This window comes from Corynebacterium sp. HMSC074C05, from assembly GCF_001838325.1.
Taxonomy (GTDB): Bacteria; Actinomycetota; Actinomycetes; order Mycobacteriales; family Mycobacteriaceae; genus Corynebacterium; species Corynebacterium amycolatum.
On sequence record NZ_KV836297.1, the window covers coordinates 1 to 22,779 of the forward strand.

Below are 22,779 nucleotides of genomic sequence, written 5' to 3' on the forward strand. Positions count from 1 at the left end.
CGGGCACGGTGACCGCGCCCCGTGAGGGGGACACCATCACGGTAACGGATCGAACGGCGTCCGTGAATTCGCACCTCAACAACGCCTGCAACTTAGACACTTTTTCACCGGCTCCTTGTGCGGGATTGGCTTACTTTTCTTGAAGTTTTAAACCTAAATCGGCACTCTTCAGAAGTTGTAACTAAACCGAACGTTCGTTACAGTTACTGGAATGACAGGTACCGACCACGCCGCTTCCACGAGGGCTACTCCGCCCACTTCAGTCACCCACAGGTGGATCTTCCTCGCTATCATCAGCGCCGGCCTACTACTCATCGGCATAGATAACTCGGTGCTCTACACTGCTCTGCCGGTTCTGCGCGAGCAGCTCCACACAACCGAGTTGGAGGGCCTGTGGATCATCAACGCCTACCCACTGGTAATCTCCGCACTCCTCCTCGGCACAGGCACCCTGGGCGACCGCATCGGTCACCGCAAGATGTTTCTTGTGGGCCTGACAATTTTTGGCTTCTCATCCCTGGCCGCGGCCTTTGCGCCGCACGCCTGGGCGCTGGTCATCGCCCGTGGCTGTCTAGGACTGGGCGCCGCGACCATGATGCCGGCGACCCTCGCACTGCTACGTGAGACCTTCCGCCACCCTCGTGAACTTGCCACAGCTATTGGCATTTGGTCTGCCACGGCAACACTGGGTGCCGCCGCTGGCCCCGTCGTTGGCGGTTTCCTATTGGAGCACTTCTGGTGGGGCTCAATCTTCCTTATCAACATCCCTGTAGTAATTTTCGCAATCATTGGCACGCTGATTTTTGCTCCGCCGAATCAGCCCAACCCAGCCAAGCGCTGGGATTTTCTCACCAGCCTCTACGCGATGCTGGCCATGCTGGGCCTGGTCTCGCTCATTAAGGAACTCGCTGGCCATCGCTCCTCCACCGTCATCGTCGCAGCTATCGCCTGCGGGCTAGTGGGCGCGGTACTGTTTCAGCGTCGTCAGACACGTCTCGCTGAACCCCTCATCGACTTCTCCGTCTTCCGTTCGCGGATGTTTTCCGGTGGCGTGCTGGCAGCCGCGCTTGCCATGTTTGTCCTGGCAGGCGCCGAATTGATGACGACGCAACGCTTCCAGATTTCCGTCGGATACACACCACTCGACGCGGGCTTGCTAGTTGCCACCGCAGCACTGGCGTCCTTGCCAGTTGGTGTCATCGGCGGCATGGTGCTGCATCGAGTGGGTTTCCGCACACTCATCACCGGCGGATTCCTCCTCAACGCCATCGGCCTGGCAGGCATGTACTACGGTGTTTCCTCGGGCAATTTCCCGCTCATGATCGCAGGATTGATACTGCTCGGCGCGGGCGCAGGTTCTGTGATGTCGGTGTCGTCGACCGCGATTATCGGCTCAGCCCCGAGGTCAAAGGCCGGTATGGCGGCGGCGATGGAATCCGTGTCCTACGAATTTGGCACACTAATCACCGTCGCAATCACAGGCAGCCTCCTGCCCATGTTCTACGCCTTGTTCACGCCTGTCGACGCCAGCATCTCACTCACCGATGCACTTCACACGCCAGCGCTTAACGACGGCGCCCGCGCCGGCCTCGACAGTTCCTACCTGGCCATTTTGATTATCCTGGCTGTCGTTGCTGTCATTGCAGCGATTGCGACTGCGGTGGCATTTCGCGGCAACCCGAAGGAGACTGAATATGCGCACGAGTAAGCGCACTGCCATTCTCGACACAATCGTTGAGATTATCGAGACAAACGGCTTTTCCGAGGTCACCTACGAAAATGTCGCAACTCAATGCGGAATGAGTAAATCAGGGTTGATTTACCACTTCCCCTCCCGCGAAGACATGATTCGCAGCGTCCATGAGCACATGGCGCAGTTATGGGAAGACGAGCTTATCGAAGCCGCGGGTGGGCCTGCGGAGGAGGTATCCCCCGCCAACCGCCTACGCGCAAACCTCCAGGTCTCGCTGGATACAGCAACGAGGGCCGAGCTACTCATGTCCATCGACTCTGCCGCCGAACCGGAGCTGCGCGAGATCTGGACGCGCCTTTTGCGCCGGTGGAATCCGCCGGTAGAACAGATTGCCACCGATGAGCAAGCCTGCATGGCCTACGTTGTCCAAATGATTTCCGATGGACTCTGGGCCAACGACTATCTCAACGGCAATCAGCTCACGAAAGCACAGCGTAAGGCAATCGCCGAGGCCGCGGCAAAGCTGATTCCAGAGTCGATGGAGTAGCCAGCTCTAAACGCCCTTGCGCTGAACGTCCTTGAGCTCGGAGTCAGTAGCCAGGCCGTAGTTAGCACCCTCATAGACGGCCTTTGCTCGACTCGTTCCGCCGAGCACATACTCACTAAAGGACAGCACCAGCGAGCCAAACACATTCTTGGACGGATCATCCAGGTAGGTGCCGTGGTAGGAACCGGTGACTACCGCTTCCCAGGCGGGCCCTTCAGCATCGCGGTAACCACGTCGATCCGCATCAAAAGGAACGATGTCCTCGTGCTCCGCAATGGCCACCAGGCTTGGAATCTCCGGCGGTGTGGAGATTAGTCCAGCGTCGGAAGGCCCTGGGTTGATGGCGACCAGACCGCGGGTGACCATATCGATACCCGCAGCCTGGAAGGCTTTATCCATCCTGTTGTTCAGGAAGATTGCGGAGCCACCACCCGCAGAGTGCCCGACCAGCATCGTGCGGGAGAAATCGATCTTGCCTGCAAGTGGTGTGGACTCGTCCTCATTGGCCGCTGCGGCAACTGAAGCTGCCAGCACCATCTGTGGCGCGAACCAGTTGGTGAAGTTGTAGCCAAGGGCCACGACGTATCCGTGGCTTGCATAGAGTCGCGCTTGCGCGTCGTACATACCCGGCTCAGTACCAATGCCAGGGCTGAGAACCATCAGTGGCGCAGACTCCATCGAGTCAATATCCGCCGGGTAGATAAGCTGTGCGCCAACTGGGGAGGCGTTGGCCGATTCAGGCAATACGTCATAGCAGCCGGTGGTGCCGTGGAGACCGTGGAGGTCCCGCAGTACGCGGTTATAGATGGTGTAGACGACACCATCACATGGCATTGCTTCGCGGGTTGCGGCAACTGGATGGGAGCCCATCGCTCCGAACTCCTTGCGCAGCTGCCCCGCCTCTGGGGCGAACGGCTCGGTGATATGGCCACTTTCGCCACCGGAAATGACACGGTTCACGCCACCCATGACATCCACCAGACCACCGCCAATTTTGTCCACGGTTTCCGAGTTCTGGTAGTCAATAGTGCTTTCGCGTGCAGTGATGTCCGGTAACTGACCAATGCGCGGTGCCGCCTGCGCTGGTACCTGTCCGCCGAGAACTACACCAGCTGCGAGCGAGAGAGCAACCACCTTCGAGAACGTACGCCCTTGCCCTCGGAGGGATGCCGACACGGTCTTTCCGGCGGCACTTAGTGAACCAATCATCGTTTTCCTTAACTCTTGCCAAAAACCTTGGAATACGAATCTACCTAATGCGTAAATACGTACGTAAAGACAGAATCATCCTCCCCCATACTTCACCCCTCAAACAATCATTCAGGCCGCTACAAATGTTCACTCTTGCCCACAATTAGCACTATTACCCCCATTTCCTACCCCCTTTCTAAGAGTGCACAAATTCAGAAACCCCACCTCACCACCGTTACCCACATATTTTTATTACCTTTTTCCACAAACGCCTCCGCTGCCTCCCCACCAGCGCATACCTTATTGACACCAAGGAGAAAGCGGTCACGCCCACGCTCACTGTTAACCGACAACCGAGTGTGCATGGCCCTTAATAAAACCCCCGAACAGAAAAGAACTCCCACAATGAGAATCGGCATCCCTTTAGAACCCGATCCCCAGCAAACAATTGTGGCTGCGACCCCGGAGACCGTCGGCAAACTTGTCAAGCTTGGCTACGAGGTCGCCGTGCAGGCTGACGCCGGCCTGGCTGCTAAGTTCACCGACGCGGACTACGAATCCGCCGGCGCCACCATTGTCGACGAGTCTGTCTGGCACAGCGATATCGTCGTAACGCTCGACACTCCGCCGGAGCAGTTCCGTGCACTGCTTAACGACGGTGCCATGCTGATTAGCCGACTTGCGCCAGGGCGTAACGACGAGATGGTCGAAGAGCTCGCGCACCGCAACATCACAGCCCTTGCTATGGATGCGGTTCCCCGTATTTCCAGGGCGCAGTCGATGGACGTGCTGTCGTCGATGGCCAACATCGGTGGCTACCGCGCAGTAGTCGAAGCGGCTGCTGCGTATGGTCGCCTTTTCACTGGTCAGGTGACTGCCGCAGGCAAGATGCCGCCAGCTACCGTTTACGTCATCGGCGCTGGTGTCGGCGGACTTGCCGCAATCGGTACCGCCAACTCTATGGGCGCGATTGTCAAGGCAACAGACCTGCGCCCTGAAGCCGGTGAACAGGTCGAATCGATGGGTGCAGAGTTCATCCCGATTCCGGCCGCCACTGAGAAGTCCGAAGATGGCTACGCCAAGGAAATGACCAATGATCAGGCTGCCGCTGCCGCGAAACTCTACTCCGAGCAGTCCGCGCAAGCTGACATTGTCATCACCACCGCGAATATCCCGGGCCGCCGCTCTCCGCTGCTGCTGACTGCTGCCGATGTTGCAGCTATGAAGCCGGGCAGCGTCATCGTCGACATGGCTGCCGCCGGTGGCGGTAACTGCGAGGTGACCGTTCCAGGTAAGACCATTGTCACTGACAACGGGGTGACCATCATCGGTTACGCCGACCTTGCAGGACGTCTGCCCGCACAGGCATCGTCGCTGTACGGCCAGAACATTTTCAACCTGTTCAAGCTGATTACGCCAGAAAAGGATGGCTCTCCAGTTCTCAATCTCGAGGACGAGATTATCCGTGGCATCACGGTGACAAAGGCTCGCCCACAGAATGGTGCCGGCGCTACCGGAGCTGAGATTCTCTGGCCACCACCGCCAATCAAGGTCGCTGTCACCCCTGCTGCCCCGCTGCAGGAACAGCAGGCTCAGCAGGCTGCATTAGAAGAGAATGCGCCGGAGAAGGTTTCCTTCATGGGATCGGGCCTGGGTTCGAAGATTGCTTTGGGCCTGACGGCATTGCTGGCAATTGTGGTTATGCTCAGCGCGCCGCACAGCGTGAGCGCCAACTTCATGGTTCTCACCTTGGCTATCGTGCTTGGCTTCTACGTGATCTCTGCGGTCACGCCGCGCCTGCACACACCTCTGATGTCTGAGACCAACGCGATTTCCGGCATTGTTCTGGTGGGTGCGATTCTCCAGGTGGGAAGCTCCAACCTGCTGGTTTCCGGTCTCGCGTTCGCGGCCATCGTGGTCAGCTCCATCAATATCTTCGGCGGTTTCGCCGTCACCGACCGCATGCTTGGCATGTTCGTGAAAGAGGAGGCATAAAGTCTCATGGCTAGCATTGATACTGCTTTGCTTCTGGACTGGACCTACCGCCTGTCCAACGTCGGCTACATTGTCGCCGCTGTCCTGTTCCTCGCTGCCCTCTCGGGCCTGTCCAAGCCGGAGACCGCTCGCCGCGGAAACGCCTTCGGTATTGCCGGCATGGCCGTCGCCGTTGTCATTGCCATCTTTCAGGCACTCGTCACCGCTGACACCAAGCCGGATACTCACTTCTCCCCGCTGATTACCCTGATTCTCATCGCTGTCGCTATCGGCATCGGTGGTGTCATCGGTATCACCCGCGCACGCAGCGTTGCCATGACTGGTATGCCGCAGCTGATTGCACTGTTCAATGGTCTGGTCGGACTCGGCGCTATCTTCATCGGCTTCAACTCTTACATCTTCGCCGAAGATGTCGCCCCCGATGCCCTGAAATTCCACTTCGGCGAGGTCTACATTGGCGTCTTCATCGGCGCTGTGACCTTCACTGGCTCCATCGTCGCAGGCCTGAAGCTGTCTGAGAAAATCAAGGGCTCGCCGCTGCTGCTGCCGGGCCGCAATGCTCTGAACATTGCCATTCTGGTGGTCACTCTGGTTCTCCTGGCTGTCTTCATCGCAACCGGCACCGAGGGCGGCACCATCGCATGGGCATGTATGGTTGCTGTGACTGCTTTGGGCCTGTTCTTGGGCTGGCACCTGGTCATCGCCATCGGTGGCGGCGACATGCCGGTTGTCGTGTCCATCATGAACTCGTACTCCGGGTGGGCCGCTGCTTTCACCGGTCTCATGCTTGGCAACCCGCTGCTCATCATCACTGGTGCGCTGGTTGGTTCCTCCGGCGCCTACCTGTCGTACATCATGTGTGAGGCCATGAACCGCTCCTTTGCCAACGTTATTCTGGGTGGCTTTGGCTCCGAGGCTTCGTCGGGAAGCGCCGTGGAAGGCTCCCACACCGAGGTCAGCCACGAGGACACCTCCGAGATTCTGCGTGACGCAGACAAGATTCTCATCGCTCCGGGCTACGGTATGGCTGTGGCACAGGCTCAGTACGCTGTTGCTGACCTGGTCCGTAATCTGCGTGACGCCGGCAAGGAAGTGGTCTTCGGTATCCACCCAGTCGCTGGCCGCCTGCCGGGTCACATGAACGTGCTGTTGGCAGAGGCCAAGGTTCCCTACGACATCGTGCTGGAGCTGGACGAGGTCAACGATGATTTCGCTGATGTGGATGTCACCCTGGTCATCGGCGCAAATGACACCGTCAACCCGATGGCAGAGCAGCCGGGCTCCCCGATTGCGGGTATGCCGGTGCTGAAGGTGTGGGAATCTGAGCGCGTGATTGTTCTCAAGCGGTCGATGGGTTCGGGCTACTCGGGCGTGCAGAACCCGCTGTTCTTCAACGAAAACACCGACATGCTTATCGGCGATGCGAAGGCCAGCATCGACTCCCTGAATCGCATCCTGGCGGATTCGAAGGTCAACGCTTAAACCCGAAAGTAAGCAACGCCGTACAAACCGGAGTCTAGGCGATTAATTCCTAGGCTTCGCCACGGGCTGCATCACGAACCATGGTGATGTGCTCAATGCCGGCTTCCATGAAGGTCTCCCCGACCTCATGGAAGCCGGCTTTTTCGTACACACCTTTCGCCTGCGTCTGGGCATGCAGAATTAGCCCCGTATCCGGGTGGTCAGCGATGACCTGCTGCAGCAGTTTCGAGGACAACCCCCTACCCCGGCTCGCAGCATCGACGACAACTCGGCCGATGGTGCGCGGGTAGCTCGACGAGTACTCATCGAGCGTGTCAATTACACGCAAGTACGCAATAATCTTGCGGGAGTCATTGTCGTCGCGGATGAAATAGTGCTCTGCGGTATCTTCCAGGTCGCGCCAATCCATTTCCGGCTCCTCACAGGACTGCTCAAGATAGAACACGTCGGTACGCAGCGCCGAGATGGCATACGCATCGGTCGCGCTGAGGTCGGAAAAAGAAGCTCGCTCAATCATGGTGCCTGATTTTACTGCGGAGTGCTGTGCGACTCTGACAGCTGGCAGACGTTGTGGCGCACCATAGCGCAGGATGACGCCGCAGACCTATGCCGCCCGCACCCGGCGGAATTTTACCTTCGCGCCGGGCACCAATTGCCCGGCTCTCGACAATGACGGCTCCGTCAGCACACCAATGACCGGATATCCCCCCGTCGCCGGATGATCAGGACCGAAAATAATCGGCTGCCCCGATGCGGGCACTTGTATCGCACCGGGAACCATTCCCTCGCTTGGCAACTCATGGGTGACCTGGCGCTCAAGAGTAGTCCCACTCAGCCGAAGTCCGACGCGGTTGGCCTCTTGCGTCACGGTCCATGTCTCGTGAAAGAAATCATTGACGCTTTCCGACGTAAACCAGTCCGCCCGAGGACCAGGAACAACATCTAGGCGCGCAGCCTCGCTCGACCAATGAGGCGCGGGATAAATTGCGATTGACGACCCCGTCGAATACTCCGGGTCGCCGACCTGCAAAACCTGACCAGCCTGCAAAGGCGCTGGGCCGAGCTTGCCGAGCGTATCGTATGACCGCGACCCCAGCACTTCCGCGACATCGATGCCCCCTCGAATCGCGACATACCCGCGAAGACCTGCATCGAAGGTACCAAGCCGCACAATTGCCTTCGCCCCGACCACAATTCGGCTATTCATCGAGGTCTTGATGACCTTGCCATCCTGCTCGACGGTCACCTCACCGTGGGCTCCTGCAAAGGAGATAATTGCCCCCTCCGCTACTTGGAACTCCAACCCGCCGACGACGCATTCAAGCACAGCGAGGTTTTCATCGTTGACAACCATCCGGTTAGCAGCTGCCGCGGACTCGCGGTCGAACGCACCGGAGGTACTCACCCCCAAGCTCCCTTGCCCAGCACGGCCCCAATCCTGAATAGTCGTCAAAATACCGGGTCGAATAATCTCGATAGAATTCTTCATCTCTTCCGCACCCTTTTCTACGCCGCACTCGCCGTAGAAGTCGCCTCAAATTGAACCTCAACCCCGGGCTCAAGCAGCGCCGGATTGGGCCGATTTAAGTCCCACATCTCCACATCTGTATGCCCCAAGAGTTGCCAACCACCGGGCGAATCGATGGGATACACCCCTGCGAATTGGCCTGCAAGTCCGACAGAGCCCTTGGGAACTCGGGTACGCGGCGTCGCAAGGCGGGGAATATCAAGCGGCTCTGGCCATCCCTGACCGCTCCCCCGCACCATGTAATAAAAGCCCGGCGCAAATCCACCGAACGCGGCCGTCCAAGGGCGCTCGCAGTGCCAATCAATTAACGCTTGGGGGCTCGTCCCAAGGCTTTGTGCCAAAGACTCAAGGTCCGCGCCATCATAGTGAACGGGAATCGTCACTGTCTTTCGCTTGTCGACGGTGTGCCTCTGCGTATTGTTGCCCTGCAGCGCGGTTTCGACTGCGCTGAGGTATCGACGAGCCGGACCGCGAAAGCGAAGTAGGAGCGTTTGGGCTGCGGGTACCCTGTCAACAAGTCCCTCGATCTCGGCTGCAGCAGAGTGTGCACGAAGTACCTTCGCCAACGGATTGGCCGATGATGAATAGTCGATAAGCAGCGCGTTTGTTCCCATAGGGCGAATCTTGGCCACGGCGGTGCTGATCCTTTCTTTCTTGCGAGGTCGAAAAACTGCGGTGGATAAGTCCGGTGTGCGAGTCCTCGCTATACGTGCGAAGCGACGGTGACGCCGGCGTCGACGAGCCCTTGGCGAATCCTACGGGAGAGTTCGACCGCGCCAGGGGTGTCTCCGTGCAAACAAATAGAGTTAGCCTGTACGGTCAACGGTGAACCGTCGTAAGCGGCGATTGGTTCCCCACTAGCCATTGCAATGACGCGTTTGACGACGGCATCGGGGTCTGCAATGACCGAGCCCGCGAGCGCTCGGGAAACTAACGTTCCGTCGTAGTTGTATGCGCGGTCAGCAAAAGCTTCCCGAATCACAGGGAGGTCCGCGTCGAGGCTGAGCCGTTCGATGACCGACCCCGGCTGCGCCATAATGGCAAGCCCATCTCCGCAGGTGGAGCGAGCGAGCAGGAGCGCCTCCACCACTGCAGTGGCCTGATTTTCGTCCACTGCGATGCGGTTATAGAGGGCACCGTGGGGTTTGACGTAGGAAACTTCGGTACCCACCGCCCGTGCACATGCCGATAGGGCACCAATCTGGTATACGGTTTCGGCTCGCAATTCTCGATGTGAGTAGTCCATGCGACGTCGACCGAATCCGGCGAGATCACGGTAGGCGACGTGTGCGCCGATGCGAATTCCGCGCGCGGTAGCTGCCTCACAGGTCTCCATCATGACGCTAGCGTCACCCGCGTGATACCCGCAAGCAACATTCGCACTGGTCACAATGTCCAGCAGAGCGATGTCATCCCCTATCTTCCATGAGCCGAAAGCTTCCCCAAGATCAGAGTTGAGATCGATAGTGGCTCCCATAAACGTCACCGCTCCTTCCAGGTAGTAATGCTGGTCTTTGTACCGTTGTTATGTTGGTTCTCATCTGCGCTGTGCGAGCAACCGGGTGATTAGCCGAGCATTTCAAACACACCGCCGAACGAGCGCCACGCCAAGAACCAGGCGACTGCAACACCCAAGATTCCGATAGCCGCCAACCACTTCGGGTACTTGTAGCCATTCATGAGGTCCGCACGGAACAGCGCGATGTAAATCAACACAGTGACGCCAATTGGTAGAACCAAACCGTTGAAGGCTCCGGCAAAAACCAACAGCGTCGCTGGAGCCGTACCGATGACACCGAAAAGCAGCGTGGAGATTGCAATTAGGACAATGGTGATCGTGTTTTGAGTTTTGGCTCCTGCACCCGAGGAACGAGTCAAAAACGTTGCCGAGGTGTAGCTGGCGCTCACAATCGACGAGATTCCCGCAGCCCACAGAACAACGCCAAAGAAGCGCATACCCCAATCTCCTGCCGCAGCTTGGAATGCCTCCGCAGCGGGGTTTCCATCCGTATTGAGGACCACGCCACCAGCGACCACTCCCAAAACAGCTAGGAAAAGCAGAAAGCGCATGATGGCCGTGACGATGATGCTCGTCACAGATGAGCGAGTGGTCTGCGCGAGATTCTCTACACCGCCGGCACCAGCGTCAAGCATGCGGTGAGCGCCAGCGTATGTAATATAACCGCCAACAGTGCCTCCGACCAGCGTGATGATTGCCAGCAAGTCAATCGTGTCGGGCATGACCGTGTTTTTCAGCGCTTCCCCTACTGGCGGATTAGAGCTGAACGCCACAATTCCAGTGACCAGAATCATCACTACACCGAGCACAACGAGCGCCTTGTCCAGCGCCATACCCGCCCGCCGGGAGAGAAAGAAGCCAATGGCGAGGATTGCAGTAACAATGCCACCGATCTTTGCGTCCACCCCCAACATCGCGTTCGCACCAAGTCCAGCTCCGCCGACGTTGCCAATATTGAAGACCACACCACCGATGACAATGAGAATTGACATAAGCCAGCCCAACCCCGGAATCACGGCGTTGCCGAGCTCCTGCGCGCGGCGTCCAGAGACAGCGATCACTCGCCACACGTTGAGCTGAATCGCAATATCAAGTAGCACCGAGATCAAAATGGCAAAGGCGAAAGCCGCGCCAAGCTTGGCCGTAAAGGTTGCGGTCTGGGTGAGGAAGCCCGGCCCGATAGCGCTGGTCGCCATCAGGAATATAGCGCCGAGGAGTGCCGTTCGACGCGCCTTGTGGGCAGATGTTGCAGCGTCCATAGCGTAAGGCCTTTCCCTATAAGTCAGACGATTCCTACGTTGAAGGATTCCTACGTTGAAGATCGCCTGCACCGAGATTGTTGAACAATGCCTCGTATGTTAATTGGTGATGGCCGCCACACAAAAGTGCTTTAGTAGTCTGTATTACATGACTACCCCCGGAAACATCCTCGACGATCAGACCCACACGTCCTCTGGGGAAAAACAACATGACGTTTCAGTAGCGGATGCCACCGCAACTGTCCTGCGCCGAGAGATTCTCGCCGGAAAGCACTACAGCGGCGAGCAGCTCCGTGAAACCCAACTTGCTGCGCGACTACAGGTCAGTCGCAACACCATCCGACAGGCGTACCGGAAGCTGGAATCTGAGGGGCTACTTACTCACATCCCTCATCACGGCGTTTTTATCGCCTCCTTCGACAAAGAACGCATCCGCGAACTGTATGCTTTTCGCCATGTCGCCGAATGCGGAACACTGCGGTCGCTAAGCAAGAGCCAAGCAAAGCTCCTCGGCAAAGAGATTCTTTCTCTTTGTGGTTCGCAGTCATCATTGAACCTTCCCGAACGGAATAATGCCTTTCACCTCGCCATCGTCAGGGCTTCCGGGTCTCCCGACCTGTTAGCAACCGCCGAATCCATTCAGGCCCAACTCCGTCTTTGCTTCCTCTCCTACCCCCAAAGCATCGAACTCCATGCCCGATACGCCGATCGCCACATCAGTATCGCCAAGGTTCTCATCGAAGACACCCCGCACCACGCTGCCGACCTCCTCAGCGCCTACCTCAACGAGTCCTTCGACGCCGTCACCGCTGCCCTCCCACCTGCCACCCGTTCATAATTAGCAGCTAGGACTACAGTGATGGACATGGCAGCAAATTCAGGCAACGCATACGCAATGACCATTACGGAGTTCGGCCCCGCTGACATTTTCACCAGGACACCTATCGAGCCTGCAGAGCCCGGCCCCGGTGAAATCCTGGTCAAAACCACAGCCATCGGCGCAAACCCGCTGGACTACAAGATGCGCGATGGATCTTCCGGCCTGTGCGCAAAGTTCACCCCTCCCGCGGTGCTCGGACGTGAAGCCGCTGGCGAAGTCGTTGCCGTCGGCGAAGGTGTGGACAGCTTCGCCCCCGGCGACCGTGTCTTCGGCATGCGCAGCTTCGACGACTTCCGCGGCACCTACGCAACGCACAACGTCTTCCCCGCCGACGGTGTGGTCCGAACGCCCGATTCGCTTGACGACGTTACCGCTGCGGGCCTTGCCCTAGTGGGAATCACGGCGACCGTGGCTGTCGAGCAGCTTGCAAAGGTAAAAAGCGGTGACACCGTACTAATTCATGGTGCCGGTGGCGGTGTTGGCCAGCTGATGACGCAGCTGGCGGTCGCCCGTGGCGCAACTGTGTTGGCCAGTGCGTCGTCACGCCATCATGAAAAACTAGTGGGCTTTGGCGCGCAGCACATTGATTACACAGCGGAAGATGTATTCAAGGCTGTGCGCCAGCAGTTCCCCGAGGGCGTGGACGTTGTCCTTGACGGCGTGTATTTCGATACTTTCCTCCCCTCGCTGGATGTGTTGGCATCGGATGGTCGGATTGTGGCGCTGCCTTCGCTGGCCGATTTAACACCGGCGAAGGAACGCGGCATTGAGGCACACATCCCGGCTATTTCGAATGACACGACTATTTATGCAGACCTGGCCGACCGCGTGGTTGCCGGTGAGATTTCGCTTCCTATCGGCCTGACTAAAAATCTCACCGAGGTCGCGGAGGTCCACCGGGTATTGGAAGACGGACACGCTGACGGCAAGGTTGTGATGACCGTCGACTACTTCAAGTGCGTTACTACAGCTCGCGACGAGCGTTCTGATACGTCTTCGTCAGCGAGCACCAGAGCTCGTCGGCATCAGAGATGGCTTCCACCAGCTCCCGGTTAGTCATAGTTTCGCGCTGCTCGCGCAGTCGGTTGTTTAGCTTTCGAGCTCGAGAGAGCTCACCGCGTAGTTCGATGAGCTCCGGCGTAGCCTCTCCGGAGGCAAATACATCTTTGTAGATGGTGCCGACCCCCATTGTGGTGTTCACGTTGTCCCAGGCAGAGAGGATTGCGGTGAGCTGGTACTCGGTGTCCATGGCAATCTGCTGTAGCTCAGCGTGATTACGCTCGGCGAGCTCGTGCGCCTCAGCGCTGCGGCGCACACCGACCCACGCCTGGTATGCAATGAGAATCGCAAGCACCAAGCCCGCAACTGGCAATGCATATTGCAGAATCCACAGCGTGACACCGAAGAGCTGAACAATCAGGCCGAAGAAGAAAAATACGACAATGACCGTCGCGCACCCGTTGTCGGAGCCTGAGCGTTTACTCATCGCGGCGTCACCTCCGCCGCAGCATTCAAAATCGCATCGGCCCCCAGGTGGCTGGCGTAGCCAAGTCCGATGGCTGCTGCCAAAAGGAGTATTGCCAGCAACGTATAGACGATTGCCTCTTTGACGGTGCTAGTGACCGCAATGCGCTGCTCTTCGTAGTCCAGCAGTGCCCGCATATCTTTGGTCGAGGCATTCAAGCGGCGTTCGAGATTAGCCATGTGTTCCTGCTGCTCAGCAGGCGAGATAGCGATGGCATTGAGTGGCACATCAACGCTCTCGACACTGGCATATGCCTGTCGACGAGCACTCTTCACGCTGTCGAACGAAACTGACGGTGCGGGTGGCACTTTAGTTGGCCCAGTGAGATTCCGCGACACCTTATAGTAAGAGCGCGCTGCGGCCCTCGTCAGTTCGTTGTTGGAGTCGCCTTGATTGCCCATAGTGCCGAGTCTGCCACATGAATTTTCTTTGGCTCGGTATCGTCCACCTCATCGAGGATGGCAAAGACATGCATGCCTGCATATGGTGCGGCTTCGGCTCGGAGCACAGTCCCCGGTCCTACCCCTGATGTCGCCAAATAGCGCAGTAGTTCAGGGTCGGAGTCATTAATGCGATCGACTACCACCATCGCGCCGGCTTCGATATCCGTCAGGTCGGTGCGCACTGCGCTGGCGATGGTACCGCTTGCGCTGGGAATTGGATCGCCATGCGGATCGCGCTCAGGGAATCCCAGCATTGCATCAATGCGACTAATGAAATCATCCGAGACCGCATGTTCAAGCTTTTCGGCTTCCTCGTGAACCTCATCCCAGGTGTATCCCAGAGTCGAGACCAAGAAGCTTTCAATCAACCGGTGGCGACGCACCATGATTAGCGCAATGTCTCGCCCACGGTCCGACAGGCTAATGCCCCGATACGGCTCGTGGTTGACAAGGCCACGTGCAGCTAGCTTCTTTACAGCCTCGCTGGCGGTGGGCTTCTTTTCGCCCATCCGCTCAGCGACGTCGCCAAGTGCCACTTTTTCACCGGTGCGCTCGTGCAAATCCCAAATGACCTTGAGGTAGTCCTGGGTCTTTGCTGGTAAATCCTCCACGTGCATTCTTCAAACTCTAGCGCTATTGCGTGTTGACGCAATCTTGAGGGGGACATAGAAACAGCCGGCGCATACACCAATGCAGCCACCAACTGACAGATTCGCCGCCACCGCAATGAATAGCCCCACCAGGCCAATCGCGATACCCATCAATGGCGCCAACACGAATAGCAAACGGGTATCGTTCACTACCCCAACGAGCGCAGCTGCCGGGGCAGCTAGCAGCGCGATGGATAGAATCGTGCCGACAGCCGGAATCAGCGCCACCAGAGTCAGAACGATGAGCCCGCTGATGACCAGCTGTGCTTTTCTCCTCGAATGCGCGACTCCGAAAGACTCCGGGTCGAAGGTGAAGTAAATCAGCTGCCGCCACCGAGCCACCAGCACCAACGCCACCAGCAGCAAGAGGCCACCGGACAGCGCAATATCAATCTTGTTCACGTTGAGTACGCTGCCGACCAGGAAACTCTCTACCTTCACCGGCAACGGGGCGAACCACTTGTTCAGGAAGTAGCCCAGTGCGAACCCAAATGTCAGCACAATTCCCGCCGCCGAGGACGTCGTTCCCACCTTTGACAGACCGAACAGCGCCCCAATCGGAATACACATCAGAAATGCTCCGATAAAGAGGAACACCGAAATCCACGAGTGGCTCAGGCCGAGCGCTGCCGCAATAACAACGCCCACAACCGCGCCGGGAAAAGTCGCATGTGTAATCGCTTCTGCGAAGAACACTTGTTTTCCCAGCACCGCGAGCACCCCAACTACTCCAGCCAGGGCTCCTACCAGTATCAGTTCGATAATTGGCAAAATCAGGATGCTAGACACGGTCGCCTCCCAGCACGACGCGCAGCCCCAGTGCCATGAAATACAGTCCCACCGAGGTCAGCGCGACGACTGCCTGAGGCGACACCGGCCCCAAAGGCACCAGTGCCAAACCAACGATTCCGCTGAGGCAGCCCACTGCAATCGCGATCGGCACCATCACATGAACTCGGCGAGTCAGCAGTCTCGCCGCCGCTCCCGGCACGACCAGATATCCGACTACCAGCAGCACGCCCACTGCGCTTGCCGACGACACCACTACCGCAGCAATCGCCGCGTTAATGGTGAGGTCGGCGCCCCACACATTGACGCCTGCGGCTTTGGCACCGAAGCGATCAAAGGCAACAAACACCTGCTGGCGCCAGGTCACTGCGATAAGAACCAAGGCGATGGCACAGACAATCAGGGCGCTGGTGAGACGGGAGTCAGTGACTTCCAGCAGTCGCCCGAACATGAGCGCTTCCAGCTGTCCTGACTGGTCGCCTTTCTTCAGCGAGAGAATCACGCCGATGGAAAAGAAGCTGGTCAGTACGACTGCTACTCCAGCTTCCGACATGTGCGAGCGCGATACTAAGGTCAGTGCTACTGCCACTACCACCGCAAATGCTGCAGCCACCGGGATAATCATGTCGATGCCGCCGAATACGGCACCGGCCACAATTCCGGGAAAAATAGAATGCACCATGGCCTCCGCATTGAACTCGAGGCCACGCAGGTTCACGATGACACCGACCAGGCCAGAGACCGCCCCGAGGGCAATCAGCAGCACTAGTGGCCTGAACATGAAAGGCGCTACCCCAAGCTCATTCGCAAGCTCAGTCCACATAGGCTGGCACCAACTTCGAGGTCGCACCAAAAGCTGGCTGCTCCGCCACGATTAATGTGTTTTCGCAGGTTTCCTCGGCAAGCACGAGATCATGGGTGGCCGCGATAATTGCCGTGCCATTTTCCTTCAGTTCGTTGAGGAGATTCAGCAGCATCGCCCGATTTTCAGCGTCGAGGCCGTTAAACGGCTCGTCGAGAAGCACGAGTTGCGGACGTGCGACGATGGCACGCGCCAACAGAACGCGTTGCTGCTGACCACCGGAGAGGTTGCCGAAACGTTCACTGGTGCGGTCGGCAAGCCCGACTTTGGCTAGCGCTGCGTGGATGCGTTCTTTGCGGTGTCCAAACGGTTGGAAGGGGCGCAGTTCGTGCAGCACCCCCATGGCGACGACATCGAACGCCGTGACAGGAAAAGTGCGATCGAGGTCTGCCGACTGCGGGACGTAGGACACAATCTTCGCGTTGTTGTGCATCTCACCAGAGAGAAGACGAGTCCCACCCAGGATTCCGCGCAGCACGGTCGTTTTTCCAGAGCCATTGGCGCCGATGAGTGCAAGCCCGGTACCCGGCGCGACATTGGCGGTGATGTGATTGACGATGGGTACCGCCGTGTAGCCGAATGAGGCATCGCGGAGCGTGACTATGGGCTCGGCAGACATGGGGTTGGCTAAGTGGTTACCGCTCACTTGATGCCCTCTGGCAGCGGCGCGACAGTTCCGGCCCATGCCGTCACAACCTGAGTGACGTTGTGGATGATGGAACCGATGTAGGTCTCGCCATCACTGCCAGCCGGACCAAGGGAGTCGCCGTAGAGTGCGTCCTCACCAACGATGGCCTTGACACCTGCGGCCTTGGCGATCGCCTCAATTGATTTCGAGTTGTTCGAGTTCTCCGCAAACAGCGCGGTTGCACCCGCATCCTTCACGGTCTTTGCCGCCTCGGCGATATGCGCGGCCGTGGCATCCTGCTGCTCGTTGAAATCAGACAGCGCTGCGCCGATGAAGTTGATATTGAACTCGTGGGAGAAGTATCCAAAGGCATCGTGGCTGGTAAACAGCACAGGGTCCGACACGGTGGCGATGGACTTATTTGCCCACTCATCCAGCTGATTCAGCTTGTCCTGGTAGGCCGCAACGTGGTCGGCGATGGTGGACTTCAGCTCATTGTCGCCACGTTCCTCAGCGACCTGTTCCAGGGCGTAGCCGATATTGGCAACCTGGATCTTGGCGTTCTTCGGTGAGGTCCATACATGCGGATCGAAGCGGAATTCCGCCTCCTCACCGGGTTCTTCCGGCGGGAATGGCCATGGGGCGACATCAATCTTTTCCACCCCTCGGTCAATGGTGTAGTTACCATTCTTCGCCTTCTCTGGTGGCAGCGGCTTTGTTTTGTCCGTGTCCTTGGCTGCCTTCATGGCATCTACGTCACCTGCAGTGAGAACGCCACTGGTTACTGCCATCGTTCCGGAAAAGCCCGAGGACTCAATCGCCTGGTCCAGGAAGTGCTCCAAATCGACTCCGTTGACGAACAAGAGATCGGCGTTACCAGTCTTGGTCAGCTGCTCATGGGTCATTTCCAGCTCATGTGCTGTTGCATTCGGCGCCAACAGGCAGGTCAAATCAACTTCATCGATGTCCAGCTGCTTCACGTAATCACAAATCTGCGTCGTGGAAGCCACGACGTTGATTGGGTTCTCGCCGCTGGCTCCCTCACTGCCATCGCCACACGCTGCAAGGCCAGCGCCCGCTAGCAAGATCGAAAGGCCCGCACACATGGACTTAGCTGATCGCGAAAGTTTTCCGGAAATTGTCATGTTGGTGTCCGCTCTTGATTGTTTGTTATTGCTTTACGACGGCTACGCTGACCGGCCGCTTCAGTAAATCTGGTCACCTTAGGGGCGGTTGGGGCGCACTTCGCCGTTCATCTATCACGTGTGAGAGTAAACCTAACGACAACTATTTTCAACCTATTGAACTTAAGTGTTGTTGGCTTTACAGCCTTTCAGGATAAATAATGAACAAGGTCTCACCCCATACAGTTACACCGCTCCATCAACCGCCACACCACAACATCAGCCATGATGGAGACATGGAAGCGAAGATTTACCACAACCCCCGCTGCTCAAAGTCCCGCCAAGCTCTCGCCGTACTACGCGAGGCCGGAATCGAACCGGAGATCATCAAGTACCTAGACACTCCTCCAACCAAGACCGAGCTGCGCTCGCTAATCGAGGCGGCCGGCCTGAGCGTCATCGATGCCGTGCGCACCAAGGAAGCAGAGTTCAAGGAACTGGGACTCTCCAAGGACTCCAGCGACGAGGAACTGCTGGACGCAATGGTCACACACCCACGCCTGATTGAGCGCCCGTTTGTCGTCACCAATAAGGGGGTAAGGATGGCTCGCCCCACCGAGGCCATTAATGACATTCTCTAGGCAGTGACAAGCATTAATTGCTTTTACGCCAACCCCTCTCAAAGACCTCCAAGGCCGGGAGGTTAATGCCCCGTTAATAGAGACTGAAGTCTCTGTAAACTCAACGCTGAAACGATAAAGCTCCCCGCCTGCTGCCCTAACCACCCGCACAGGTTGCATTAGAGGCAACGGCGGCCTTCAGCGAAAGGACTGTCATTATGAGCAGTCAGAGGCTCGGCTGGCTCAGCGCACCCGGCCCAGCAGCTCCCCTCCCCGAGGAAAAAATTGCCCCGACCTACCGAACCTGGCGATTCAACGTGTTCATGGGCATCTTCATCGGCTACGCGGGCTTCTACCTCATCAGAAATAACATCCCCCTGGTGTCCGCCGTACTGGAAAAGCACGACCTACTTGGCGCAGCCGGAATCGGCATCGTAGCCAATGCAGTTCTGTTCTCCTACGGCCTATCCAAATTCTTCATGGCCATACTCTCCGACAGGGCCAATGCCAGGTACTTCCTCCCGCTTGGCCTAGCACTGTCCGCGGTCGTAAACCTCTTTGTTGCGTTCGTCCCAGCCATCAGCGCCTCTGTTGCAATATTCGCGACAGTCATGTTCATCAATGGTTGGTTCCAAGGCATGGGCTGGCCTCCTTCTGGACGCGTTGTCGTCCACTGGTTCTCGACATCCGAGCGTGGCACCTTGATGTCGATCTGGAACACTGCCCACAATGTCGGCGCCGCCGTCGGCGGTGCTCTGGCAGCCTGGGGCTTGCATTCGTTCGCCACTTCCGACGCCGACTGGACTCCCGCATTCTGGCTACCGGCAATTGTCGCGCTCGTGATTGCCGCCATCGCATTCCTGCTGATTCGAGATAACCCGCAATCCATGGGCCTGCCTCCGGTAGAGGAATACCGGAACGACCCGGACAAGGTCGAAGGAACTAATGACGAGGCACAAGAACCCTGGTTCACAATCGTCAAGAACCATGTTCTTACCAATCCGGTTATCGTCATGCTGGCGCTGGCCAATGTGTTCGTCTACGCACTCCGTTACGGAGTTCTTAACTGGATTCCGATTTACTTGACAAACGAATTGCACAAGACCAACGTCACGGGCGGAATCATCGGATTCATGCTCTACGAGGGCGCAGCAATTGTTGGCACCCTGCTGTGTGGATGGGTCTCCGACAAGGTCTTCAAGGGTTGGCGCTCAGGCGCCGGCATGCTCTTCCTGATTGGCACCGGCATCACCATTTTCGCATATTGGCAGCTACCCGCCACGGCACCATTGTGGATGTTCTACGTGCTCATCTCCCTGATCGGCGCACTCATTTACGGTCCAATCATGCTCATCGGACTGCAGGCCATCGACCTCTCGCCTAAGTATGTTGCGGGAACCGCAGCTGGTTTCACTGGATTGTTTGGATACCTTCTCGGCGCAACACTCGCCTCGACTGGTGTCGGCCTCTTGATCGACTTCGCAGGCTGGAATGTTACATTCGCAACCCTCATTGGCGTTGTCGCCATAGCGTTCGTCCTCATGATCTTCGTCGGCAAGTACGAGCGCGAAGTCATGCACAAGGCACATGAATCCCGCACCAAAACAGCTCAATAGCCGTCAGTCACGATTTTGCTAGTCGGATCTCGGATTCACTCCGTGAGTCCAATACGGTCGCAAGGTCGCAGATTCATCGGTACACTCTATGCCGCAAACGAAAAATCGCGAATAGACATTAAAAATGGAAGGAGTCTTCACCATGGGACTTATGGACAAGGCCAAGGAAGCACTGAGCAACGAAGAGAACACCGACAAGGTTCTGGACAAGGCTGAGCAGCTGGGCAAGGACAAGCTCGGCGAGGACAAGGCTGACCAGATCAAGAAGGTTCGCGACATGGCAGACGAGCGCCTGGGCGACAAGAAGTAAGCTACAGAGCTTCTTCACCCCGCATTAGCACCCCACTTTCACAGGGGAGCTGGTGCGGGGTTTTGCTGTCCTTAGGAGATCCCACAGGACCGCTGACACGCCTTTATTGACAATTATTTTCACATTGTCCATCATTAGCCAAGTGAACACTATTGTCGATAGAGCTTCTCTTCCGCGTACTCGAAACCAAAAACTTCGAGCCCGGCTCTTCGGCTTTCTGTTTTTCCTGGCCGTCCCCGCCACAATCCTCTTGGCAATCTCCATCGGCCCCGCGGGAACAGGTTTCAGCAACGGCATCGTCGCACTGCTCACCCCGCTCATCAATACGCTTTCCGACGACCTCCCAGCTCTCAACCACCTCCTGCCAGAGATATCCCCTGCCACGCAATCACTTGTCTGGAGCATCCGGCTGCCCCGCGTCCTGTTGGCGGGGCTGGTCGGTGCCTCGCTCGCTGTCGCAGGCGCAACCATGCAGGCAGTCTTTCGCAATCCACTGGCCGAACCTGGTGTTACCGGTGTCTCCTCCGGTGCAGCAGTGGTAGCCGTTATTCTCATCGTCACTGGCGTGGCCGCGAAAGCGCCGTGGGTCCTCTCGGCAGGCGCGTTCATAGGCGCGTTGCTGGCTGTCATATTTGTCCAGATCGTCGCCGGTCTCAATGGCGGCAGCGGAGCCACCCTGTTGCTCGTCGGCATTGCGCTCAATGCGTTCCTCGGCGCAGTCATCGCCGCCACCATCGCGAACGCGCCACACAGTGATGACGCACAACAGGCCATGTTCTGGCTCAACGGCGATTTGACTGCTGCCAATTGGCAGGACATTGCGCTGGCAGTCGGCCCCATTACCGTCGGCACGGTTATCCTGATGATGCTCATTCCCGAACTCAACCTGCTCCTCCTCGGCGAAGAACAGGCCGCTGCCACTGGTATGCGCACAGTCTGGATCCGGCAACTGCTACTCGCCCTGGCTGCTTTAGTCACGGCAGCGGGCGTCGCTGTCACTGGCGTTATTTCCTTTGTCGGATTGGTCGTCCCTCACCTGATTCGCCTTGCCATCGGCCCCGATCACCGCAGCCTGCTGCCCATTTCTATGTGCCTCGGCGCAGTGTTTCTCATTCTCGCCGACCTCGTCGCCCGCAGTCTCTTTTCCCCAGTTGCTCTGCAAACTGGCACAGTCACCGCGTTCCTTGGCGCACCTGCGCTACTCGCGTTGATTCTTCGGCAAGGTGGTCGCCAGTCATGAGTCAGCAGACGCAAAATCTCACCGACCACGTCGCTAAGCCAGACACCGACAGCACCGCGCTGCTGCGGGCTACCGACCTCAGTGTCGGCTACCGCAATCGGACCGTCGTAAGTGGCGTGAACCTTGCTATTCGCCCCGGCGAAGTCCACGGCATCATCGGCTCCAACGGCACCGGAAAATCCTCCTTGCTCCGTGCTTTAGCTGGCATTGTGACACCGAGTTCGGGGCAGGTTGAGCTCCTCGGCGCGCCGCTGACGAAGCTTCGTGCCCACGAACGCGCCACTCGATTGGCGTACCTGCCGCAGCACACACCGGCCGATGCTGCTATTGACGTTCGAACTGTCGTGGCACTCGGCAGGTACGCGCACCACCGTCGGCGTGACCGTTTCCGCAGCTCACTAAACTCCACGGACCACGACATCGTCGCCTACGCGCTCGACCGCGTTGGTGTCACCGCACTCGCCGACCGCCCTATCACGGCTCTGTCCGGCGGGCAGCGGCAATTGGTGTTCATCGCAAAGCTATTGGCACAACAGGCCAAGGTCATGCTTTTCGACGAACCCACTGCGGCCTTGGACATCGGGTTTCAGCTGGAAATCCTCGAGCTGCTCGGCGAGCTAGCCGACGAAGGCCACGGTATCGGAGTTGTTCTTCATGACCTCAACCTCGCGGCCCGCAGCTGTCACCGGCTCAGTGTGATTCACAACGGCGGATTGGAAGTCACTGGTTCCGCCGAAGCGGTGCTAACACCTCCCCGAATAGATGCGATTTATCGCATCTCCAGTGCTGTCGATACCGATCCACATACCGGTTCACTGCGAGTGACGGCGTTGGCTCGGGCTCGGCCGGCTGACTGATTGCGGCTAACTGATTCCAGC

Annotated in this window: 24 protein-coding genes; 11 read left to right on the plus strand and 13 right to left on the minus strand. The window is 57.9% G+C overall.

Going from position 1 to position 22,779, the window contains the following annotated elements:
• Positions 1-211: 211 nt before the first annotated feature.
• Positions 212-1,708, plus strand: a complete 1,497-nt coding sequence (locus tag HMPREF3042_RS09880; RefSeq protein ID WP_070857051.1) for an MFS transporter — start codon at positions 212-214, stop codon at positions 1,706-1,708.
• Entirely contained in the window at positions 1,695-2,240 is a 546-nt protein-coding gene (locus tag HMPREF3042_RS09885; RefSeq protein WP_070857052.1) for a TetR/AcrR family transcriptional regulator, read from the plus strand. The genes HMPREF3042_RS09880 and HMPREF3042_RS09885 overlap by 14 nt, the downstream gene beginning before the upstream one ends.
• 6 nt (positions 2,241-2,246) lie before the next feature.
• Here the strand turns inward: HMPREF3042_RS09885 and HMPREF3042_RS09890 are convergent, their stop codons facing one another.
• Positions 2,247-3,449 (minus strand): alpha/beta hydrolase, encoded by a 1,203-nt coding sequence (locus HMPREF3042_RS09890; RefSeq protein ID WP_070857053.1) that lies wholly within the window; start codon positions 3,447-3,449, stop codon positions 2,247-2,249.
• 387 nt (positions 3,450-3,836) lie between these two features.
• Between HMPREF3042_RS09890 and HMPREF3042_RS09895 the strand changes: the two genes are divergently transcribed.
• Together HMPREF3042_RS09895 and HMPREF3042_RS09900 are read left to right on the plus strand one after the other, a co-directional pair.
• Entirely contained in the window at positions 3,837-5,426 is a 1,590-nt protein-coding gene (locus tag HMPREF3042_RS09895) for a Re/Si-specific NAD(P)(+) transhydrogenase subunit alpha (RefSeq protein ID WP_070857054.1), read from the plus strand.
• A 6-nt stretch (positions 5,427-5,432) separates the two neighbouring features.
• Complete coding sequence (locus tag HMPREF3042_RS09900) at positions 5,433-6,908, plus strand: NAD(P)(+) transhydrogenase (Re/Si-specific) subunit beta (protein ID WP_070857055.1); 1,476 nt, start codon at positions 5,433-5,435, stop codon at positions 6,906-6,908.
• 49 nt (positions 6,909-6,957) lie between these two features.
• Here HMPREF3042_RS09900 and HMPREF3042_RS09905 read toward each other — a convergent pair whose 3' ends face one another.
• From HMPREF3042_RS09905 to HMPREF3042_RS09925, 5 genes are all read right to left on the minus strand, one after another.
• Positions 6,958-7,425 (minus strand): GNAT family N-acetyltransferase, encoded by a 468-nt coding sequence (locus tag HMPREF3042_RS09905; protein ID WP_070607808.1) that lies wholly within the window; start codon positions 7,423-7,425, stop codon positions 6,958-6,960.
• An 87-nt stretch (positions 7,426-7,512) separates the two neighbouring features.
• Positions 7,513-8,397: a 5-oxoprolinase subunit C family protein gene (locus tag HMPREF3042_RS09910; RefSeq protein ID WP_070857056.1), complete on the minus strand. Its 885-nt coding sequence runs from the start codon at positions 8,395-8,397 to the stop codon at positions 7,513-7,515.
• A gap of 17 nt (positions 8,398-8,414) precedes the next feature.
• A complete protein-coding gene (locus HMPREF3042_RS09915) occupies positions 8,415-9,050 on the minus strand; it encodes a 5-oxoprolinase subunit B family protein (RefSeq protein ID WP_070857057.1) in 636 nt (211 codons plus the stop codon).
• A gap of 89 nt (positions 9,051-9,139) precedes the next feature.
• Complete coding sequence (locus HMPREF3042_RS09920) at positions 9,140-9,913, minus strand: LamB/YcsF family protein (protein ID WP_070857058.1); 774 nt, start codon at positions 9,911-9,913, stop codon at positions 9,140-9,142.
• 89 nt (positions 9,914-10,002) lie between these two features.
• The gene (locus tag HMPREF3042_RS09925) at positions 10,003-11,214 is read right to left on the minus strand and encodes an NRAMP family divalent metal transporter (RefSeq protein WP_070857059.1); all 1,212 of its coding nucleotides are present in this window, start codon (positions 11,212-11,214) and stop codon (positions 10,003-10,005) included.
• 148 nt (positions 11,215-11,362) lie between these two features.
• On the opposite strand from HMPREF3042_RS09925, the gene HMPREF3042_RS09930 reads away from it, so the two are divergent.
• Together HMPREF3042_RS09930 and HMPREF3042_RS09935 are read left to right on the plus strand one after the other, a co-directional pair.
• Complete coding sequence (locus HMPREF3042_RS09930) at positions 11,363-12,052, plus strand: GntR family transcriptional regulator (protein WP_038628232.1); 690 nt, start codon at positions 11,363-11,365, stop codon at positions 12,050-12,052.
• Between the two features lie 27 nt (positions 12,053-12,079).
• Complete coding sequence (locus tag HMPREF3042_RS09935) at positions 12,080-13,150, plus strand: quinone oxidoreductase family protein (protein ID WP_246822415.1); 1,071 nt, start codon at positions 12,080-12,082, stop codon at positions 13,148-13,150.
• Here the strand turns inward: HMPREF3042_RS09935 and HMPREF3042_RS10710 are convergent.
• From HMPREF3042_RS10710 to HMPREF3042_RS09970, 7 genes are all read right to left on the minus strand, one after another.
• Positions 13,059-13,580 (minus strand): hypothetical protein, encoded by a 522-nt coding sequence (locus HMPREF3042_RS10710; RefSeq protein ID WP_038628219.1) that lies wholly within the window; start codon positions 13,578-13,580, stop codon positions 13,059-13,061. The two genes, HMPREF3042_RS09935 and HMPREF3042_RS10710, sit on opposite strands and share 92 nt — an antisense overlap.
• On the minus strand, positions 13,577-13,894 hold the full coding sequence (locus HMPREF3042_RS09945; RefSeq protein WP_038628215.1) for a hypothetical protein: 318 nt from the start codon (positions 13,892-13,894) through the stop codon (positions 13,577-13,579). Before HMPREF3042_RS09945 ends, HMPREF3042_RS10710 begins: the two co-directional genes overlap by 4 nt.
• Before the next feature lie 92 nt (positions 13,895-13,986).
• Positions 13,987-14,679, minus strand: a complete 693-nt coding sequence (locus HMPREF3042_RS09950) for a metal-dependent transcriptional regulator (protein WP_038628213.1) — start codon at positions 14,677-14,679, stop codon at positions 13,987-13,989.
• A 3-nt stretch (positions 14,680-14,682) separates the two neighbouring features.
• Positions 14,683-15,501 (minus strand): metal ABC transporter permease, encoded by an 819-nt coding sequence (locus HMPREF3042_RS09955; protein ID WP_038628210.1) that lies wholly within the window; start codon positions 15,499-15,501, stop codon positions 14,683-14,685.
• Complete coding sequence (locus HMPREF3042_RS09960; protein ID WP_038628208.1) at positions 15,494-16,324, minus strand: metal ABC transporter permease; 831 nt, start codon at positions 16,322-16,324, stop codon at positions 15,494-15,496. The genes HMPREF3042_RS09955 and HMPREF3042_RS09960 overlap by 8 nt, the downstream gene beginning before the upstream one ends.
• Positions 16,314-16,982 carry a metal ABC transporter ATP-binding protein gene (locus HMPREF3042_RS09965; protein ID WP_371440728.1) on the minus strand — a complete coding sequence of 223 codons (669 nt, stop codon included), beginning with the start codon at positions 16,980-16,982 and terminating at the stop codon, positions 16,314-16,316. Before HMPREF3042_RS09965 ends, HMPREF3042_RS09960 begins: the two co-directional genes overlap by 11 nt.
• A gap of 23 nt (positions 16,983-17,005) precedes the next feature.
• Positions 17,006-18,136 (minus strand): metal ABC transporter substrate-binding protein, encoded by a 1,131-nt coding sequence (locus HMPREF3042_RS09970; RefSeq protein ID WP_070857062.1) that lies wholly within the window; start codon positions 18,134-18,136, stop codon positions 17,006-17,008.
• Between the two features lie 275 nt (positions 18,137-18,411).
• Here HMPREF3042_RS09970 and arsC point away from each other — a divergent pair, with 275 nt between their 5' ends.
• From arsC to HMPREF3042_RS09990, 5 genes are all read left to right on the plus strand, one after another.
• Positions 18,412-18,756, plus strand: a complete 345-nt coding sequence (arsC, locus tag HMPREF3042_RS09975) for an arsenate reductase (glutaredoxin) (RefSeq protein WP_049189324.1) — start codon at positions 18,412-18,414, stop codon at positions 18,754-18,756.
• Between the two features lie 197 nt (positions 18,757-18,953).
• Entirely contained in the window at positions 18,954-20,351 is a 1,398-nt protein-coding gene (locus tag HMPREF3042_RS09980) for an MFS transporter (RefSeq protein ID WP_070857063.1), read from the plus strand.
• 142 nt (positions 20,352-20,493) lie between these two features.
• Positions 20,494-20,661: an antitoxin gene (locus HMPREF3042_RS10715; RefSeq protein WP_016422348.1), complete on the plus strand. Its 168-nt coding sequence runs from the start codon at positions 20,494-20,496 to the stop codon at positions 20,659-20,661.
• A gap of 142 nt (positions 20,662-20,803) precedes the next feature.
• Positions 20,804-21,901, plus strand: coding sequence for a FecCD family ABC transporter permease (locus HMPREF3042_RS09985; RefSeq protein ID WP_246822416.1), 1,098 nt, complete (start codon positions 20,804-20,806; stop codon positions 21,899-21,901).
• Positions 21,898-22,758 (plus strand): ABC transporter ATP-binding protein, encoded by an 861-nt coding sequence (locus HMPREF3042_RS09990; protein WP_070857065.1) that lies wholly within the window; start codon positions 21,898-21,900, stop codon positions 22,756-22,758. The genes HMPREF3042_RS09985 and HMPREF3042_RS09990 overlap by 4 nt, the downstream gene beginning before the upstream one ends.
• Positions 22,759-22,779: the final 21 nt, after the last annotated feature.

Coding starts and splice junctions, on each gene's coding strand:
- HMPREF3042_RS09890 (WP_070857053.1), bottom strand. CDS start 3,449: ATGATTGGTTCACTAAGTGCCGCCGGAAAGACCGTGTCGGCATCCCTC.
- HMPREF3042_RS09880 (WP_070857051.1), top strand. CDS start 212: ATGACAGGTACCGACCACGCCGCTTCCACGAGGGCTACTCCGCCCACT.
- HMPREF3042_RS09910 (WP_070857056.1), bottom strand. CDS start 8,397: ATGAAGAATTCTATCGAGATTATTCGACCCGGTATTTTGACGACTATT.
- HMPREF3042_RS09925 (WP_070857059.1), bottom strand. CDS start 11,214: ATGGACGCTGCAACATCTGCCCACAAGGCGCGTCGAACGGCACTCCTC.
- HMPREF3042_RS09990 (WP_070857065.1), top strand. CDS start 21,898: ATGAGTCAGCAGACGCAAAATCTCACCGACCACGTCGCTAAGCCAGAC.
- HMPREF3042_RS09895 (WP_070857054.1), top strand. CDS start 3,837: ATGAGAATCGGCATCCCTTTAGAACCCGATCCCCAGCAAACAATTGTG.
- HMPREF3042_RS09915 (WP_070857057.1), bottom strand. CDS start 9,050: ATGGGAACAAACGCGCTGCTTATCGACTATTCATCATCGGCCAATCCG.
- HMPREF3042_RS09900 (WP_070857055.1), top strand. CDS start 5,433: ATGGCTAGCATTGATACTGCTTTGCTTCTGGACTGGACCTACCGCCTG.
- HMPREF3042_RS09950 (WP_038628213.1), bottom strand. CDS start 14,679: ATGCACGTGGAGGATTTACCAGCAAAGACCCAGGACTACCTCAAGGTC.
- HMPREF3042_RS09980 (WP_070857063.1), top strand. CDS start 18,954: ATGAGCAGTCAGAGGCTCGGCTGGCTCAGCGCACCCGGCCCAGCAGCT.
- HMPREF3042_RS09905 (WP_070607808.1), bottom strand. CDS start 7,425: ATGATTGAGCGAGCTTCTTTTTCCGACCTCAGCGCGACCGATGCGTAT.
- HMPREF3042_RS09970 (WP_070857062.1), bottom strand. CDS start 18,136: ATGACAATTTCCGGAAAACTTTCGCGATCAGCTAAGTCCATGTGTGCG.
- HMPREF3042_RS10710 (WP_038628219.1), bottom strand. CDS start 13,580: ATGAGTAAACGCTCAGGCTCCGACAACGGGTGCGCGACGGTCATTGTC.
- HMPREF3042_RS09885 (WP_070857052.1), top strand. CDS start 1,695: ATGCGCACGAGTAAGCGCACTGCCATTCTCGACACAATCGTTGAGATT.
- HMPREF3042_RS10715 (WP_016422348.1), top strand. CDS start 20,494: ATGGGACTTATGGACAAGGCCAAGGAAGCACTGAGCAACGAAGAGAAC.
- HMPREF3042_RS09930 (WP_038628232.1), top strand. CDS start 11,363: ATGACTACCCCCGGAAACATCCTCGACGATCAGACCCACACGTCCTCT.
- arsC (WP_049189324.1), top strand. CDS start 18,412: ATGGAAGCGAAGATTTACCACAACCCCCGCTGCTCAAAGTCCCGCCAA.
- HMPREF3042_RS09965 (WP_371440728.1), bottom strand. CDS start 16,982: ATGTCTGCCGAGCCCATAGTCACGCTCCGCGATGCCTCATTCGGCTAC.
- HMPREF3042_RS09920 (WP_070857058.1), bottom strand. CDS start 9,913: ATGGGAGCCACTATCGATCTCAACTCTGATCTTGGGGAAGCTTTCGGC.
- HMPREF3042_RS09960 (WP_038628208.1), bottom strand. CDS start 16,324: ATGTGGACTGAGCTTGCGAATGAGCTTGGGGTAGCGCCTTTCATGTTC.
- HMPREF3042_RS09935 (WP_246822415.1), top strand. CDS start 12,080: ATGGCAGCAAATTCAGGCAACGCATACGCAATGACCATTACGGAGTTC.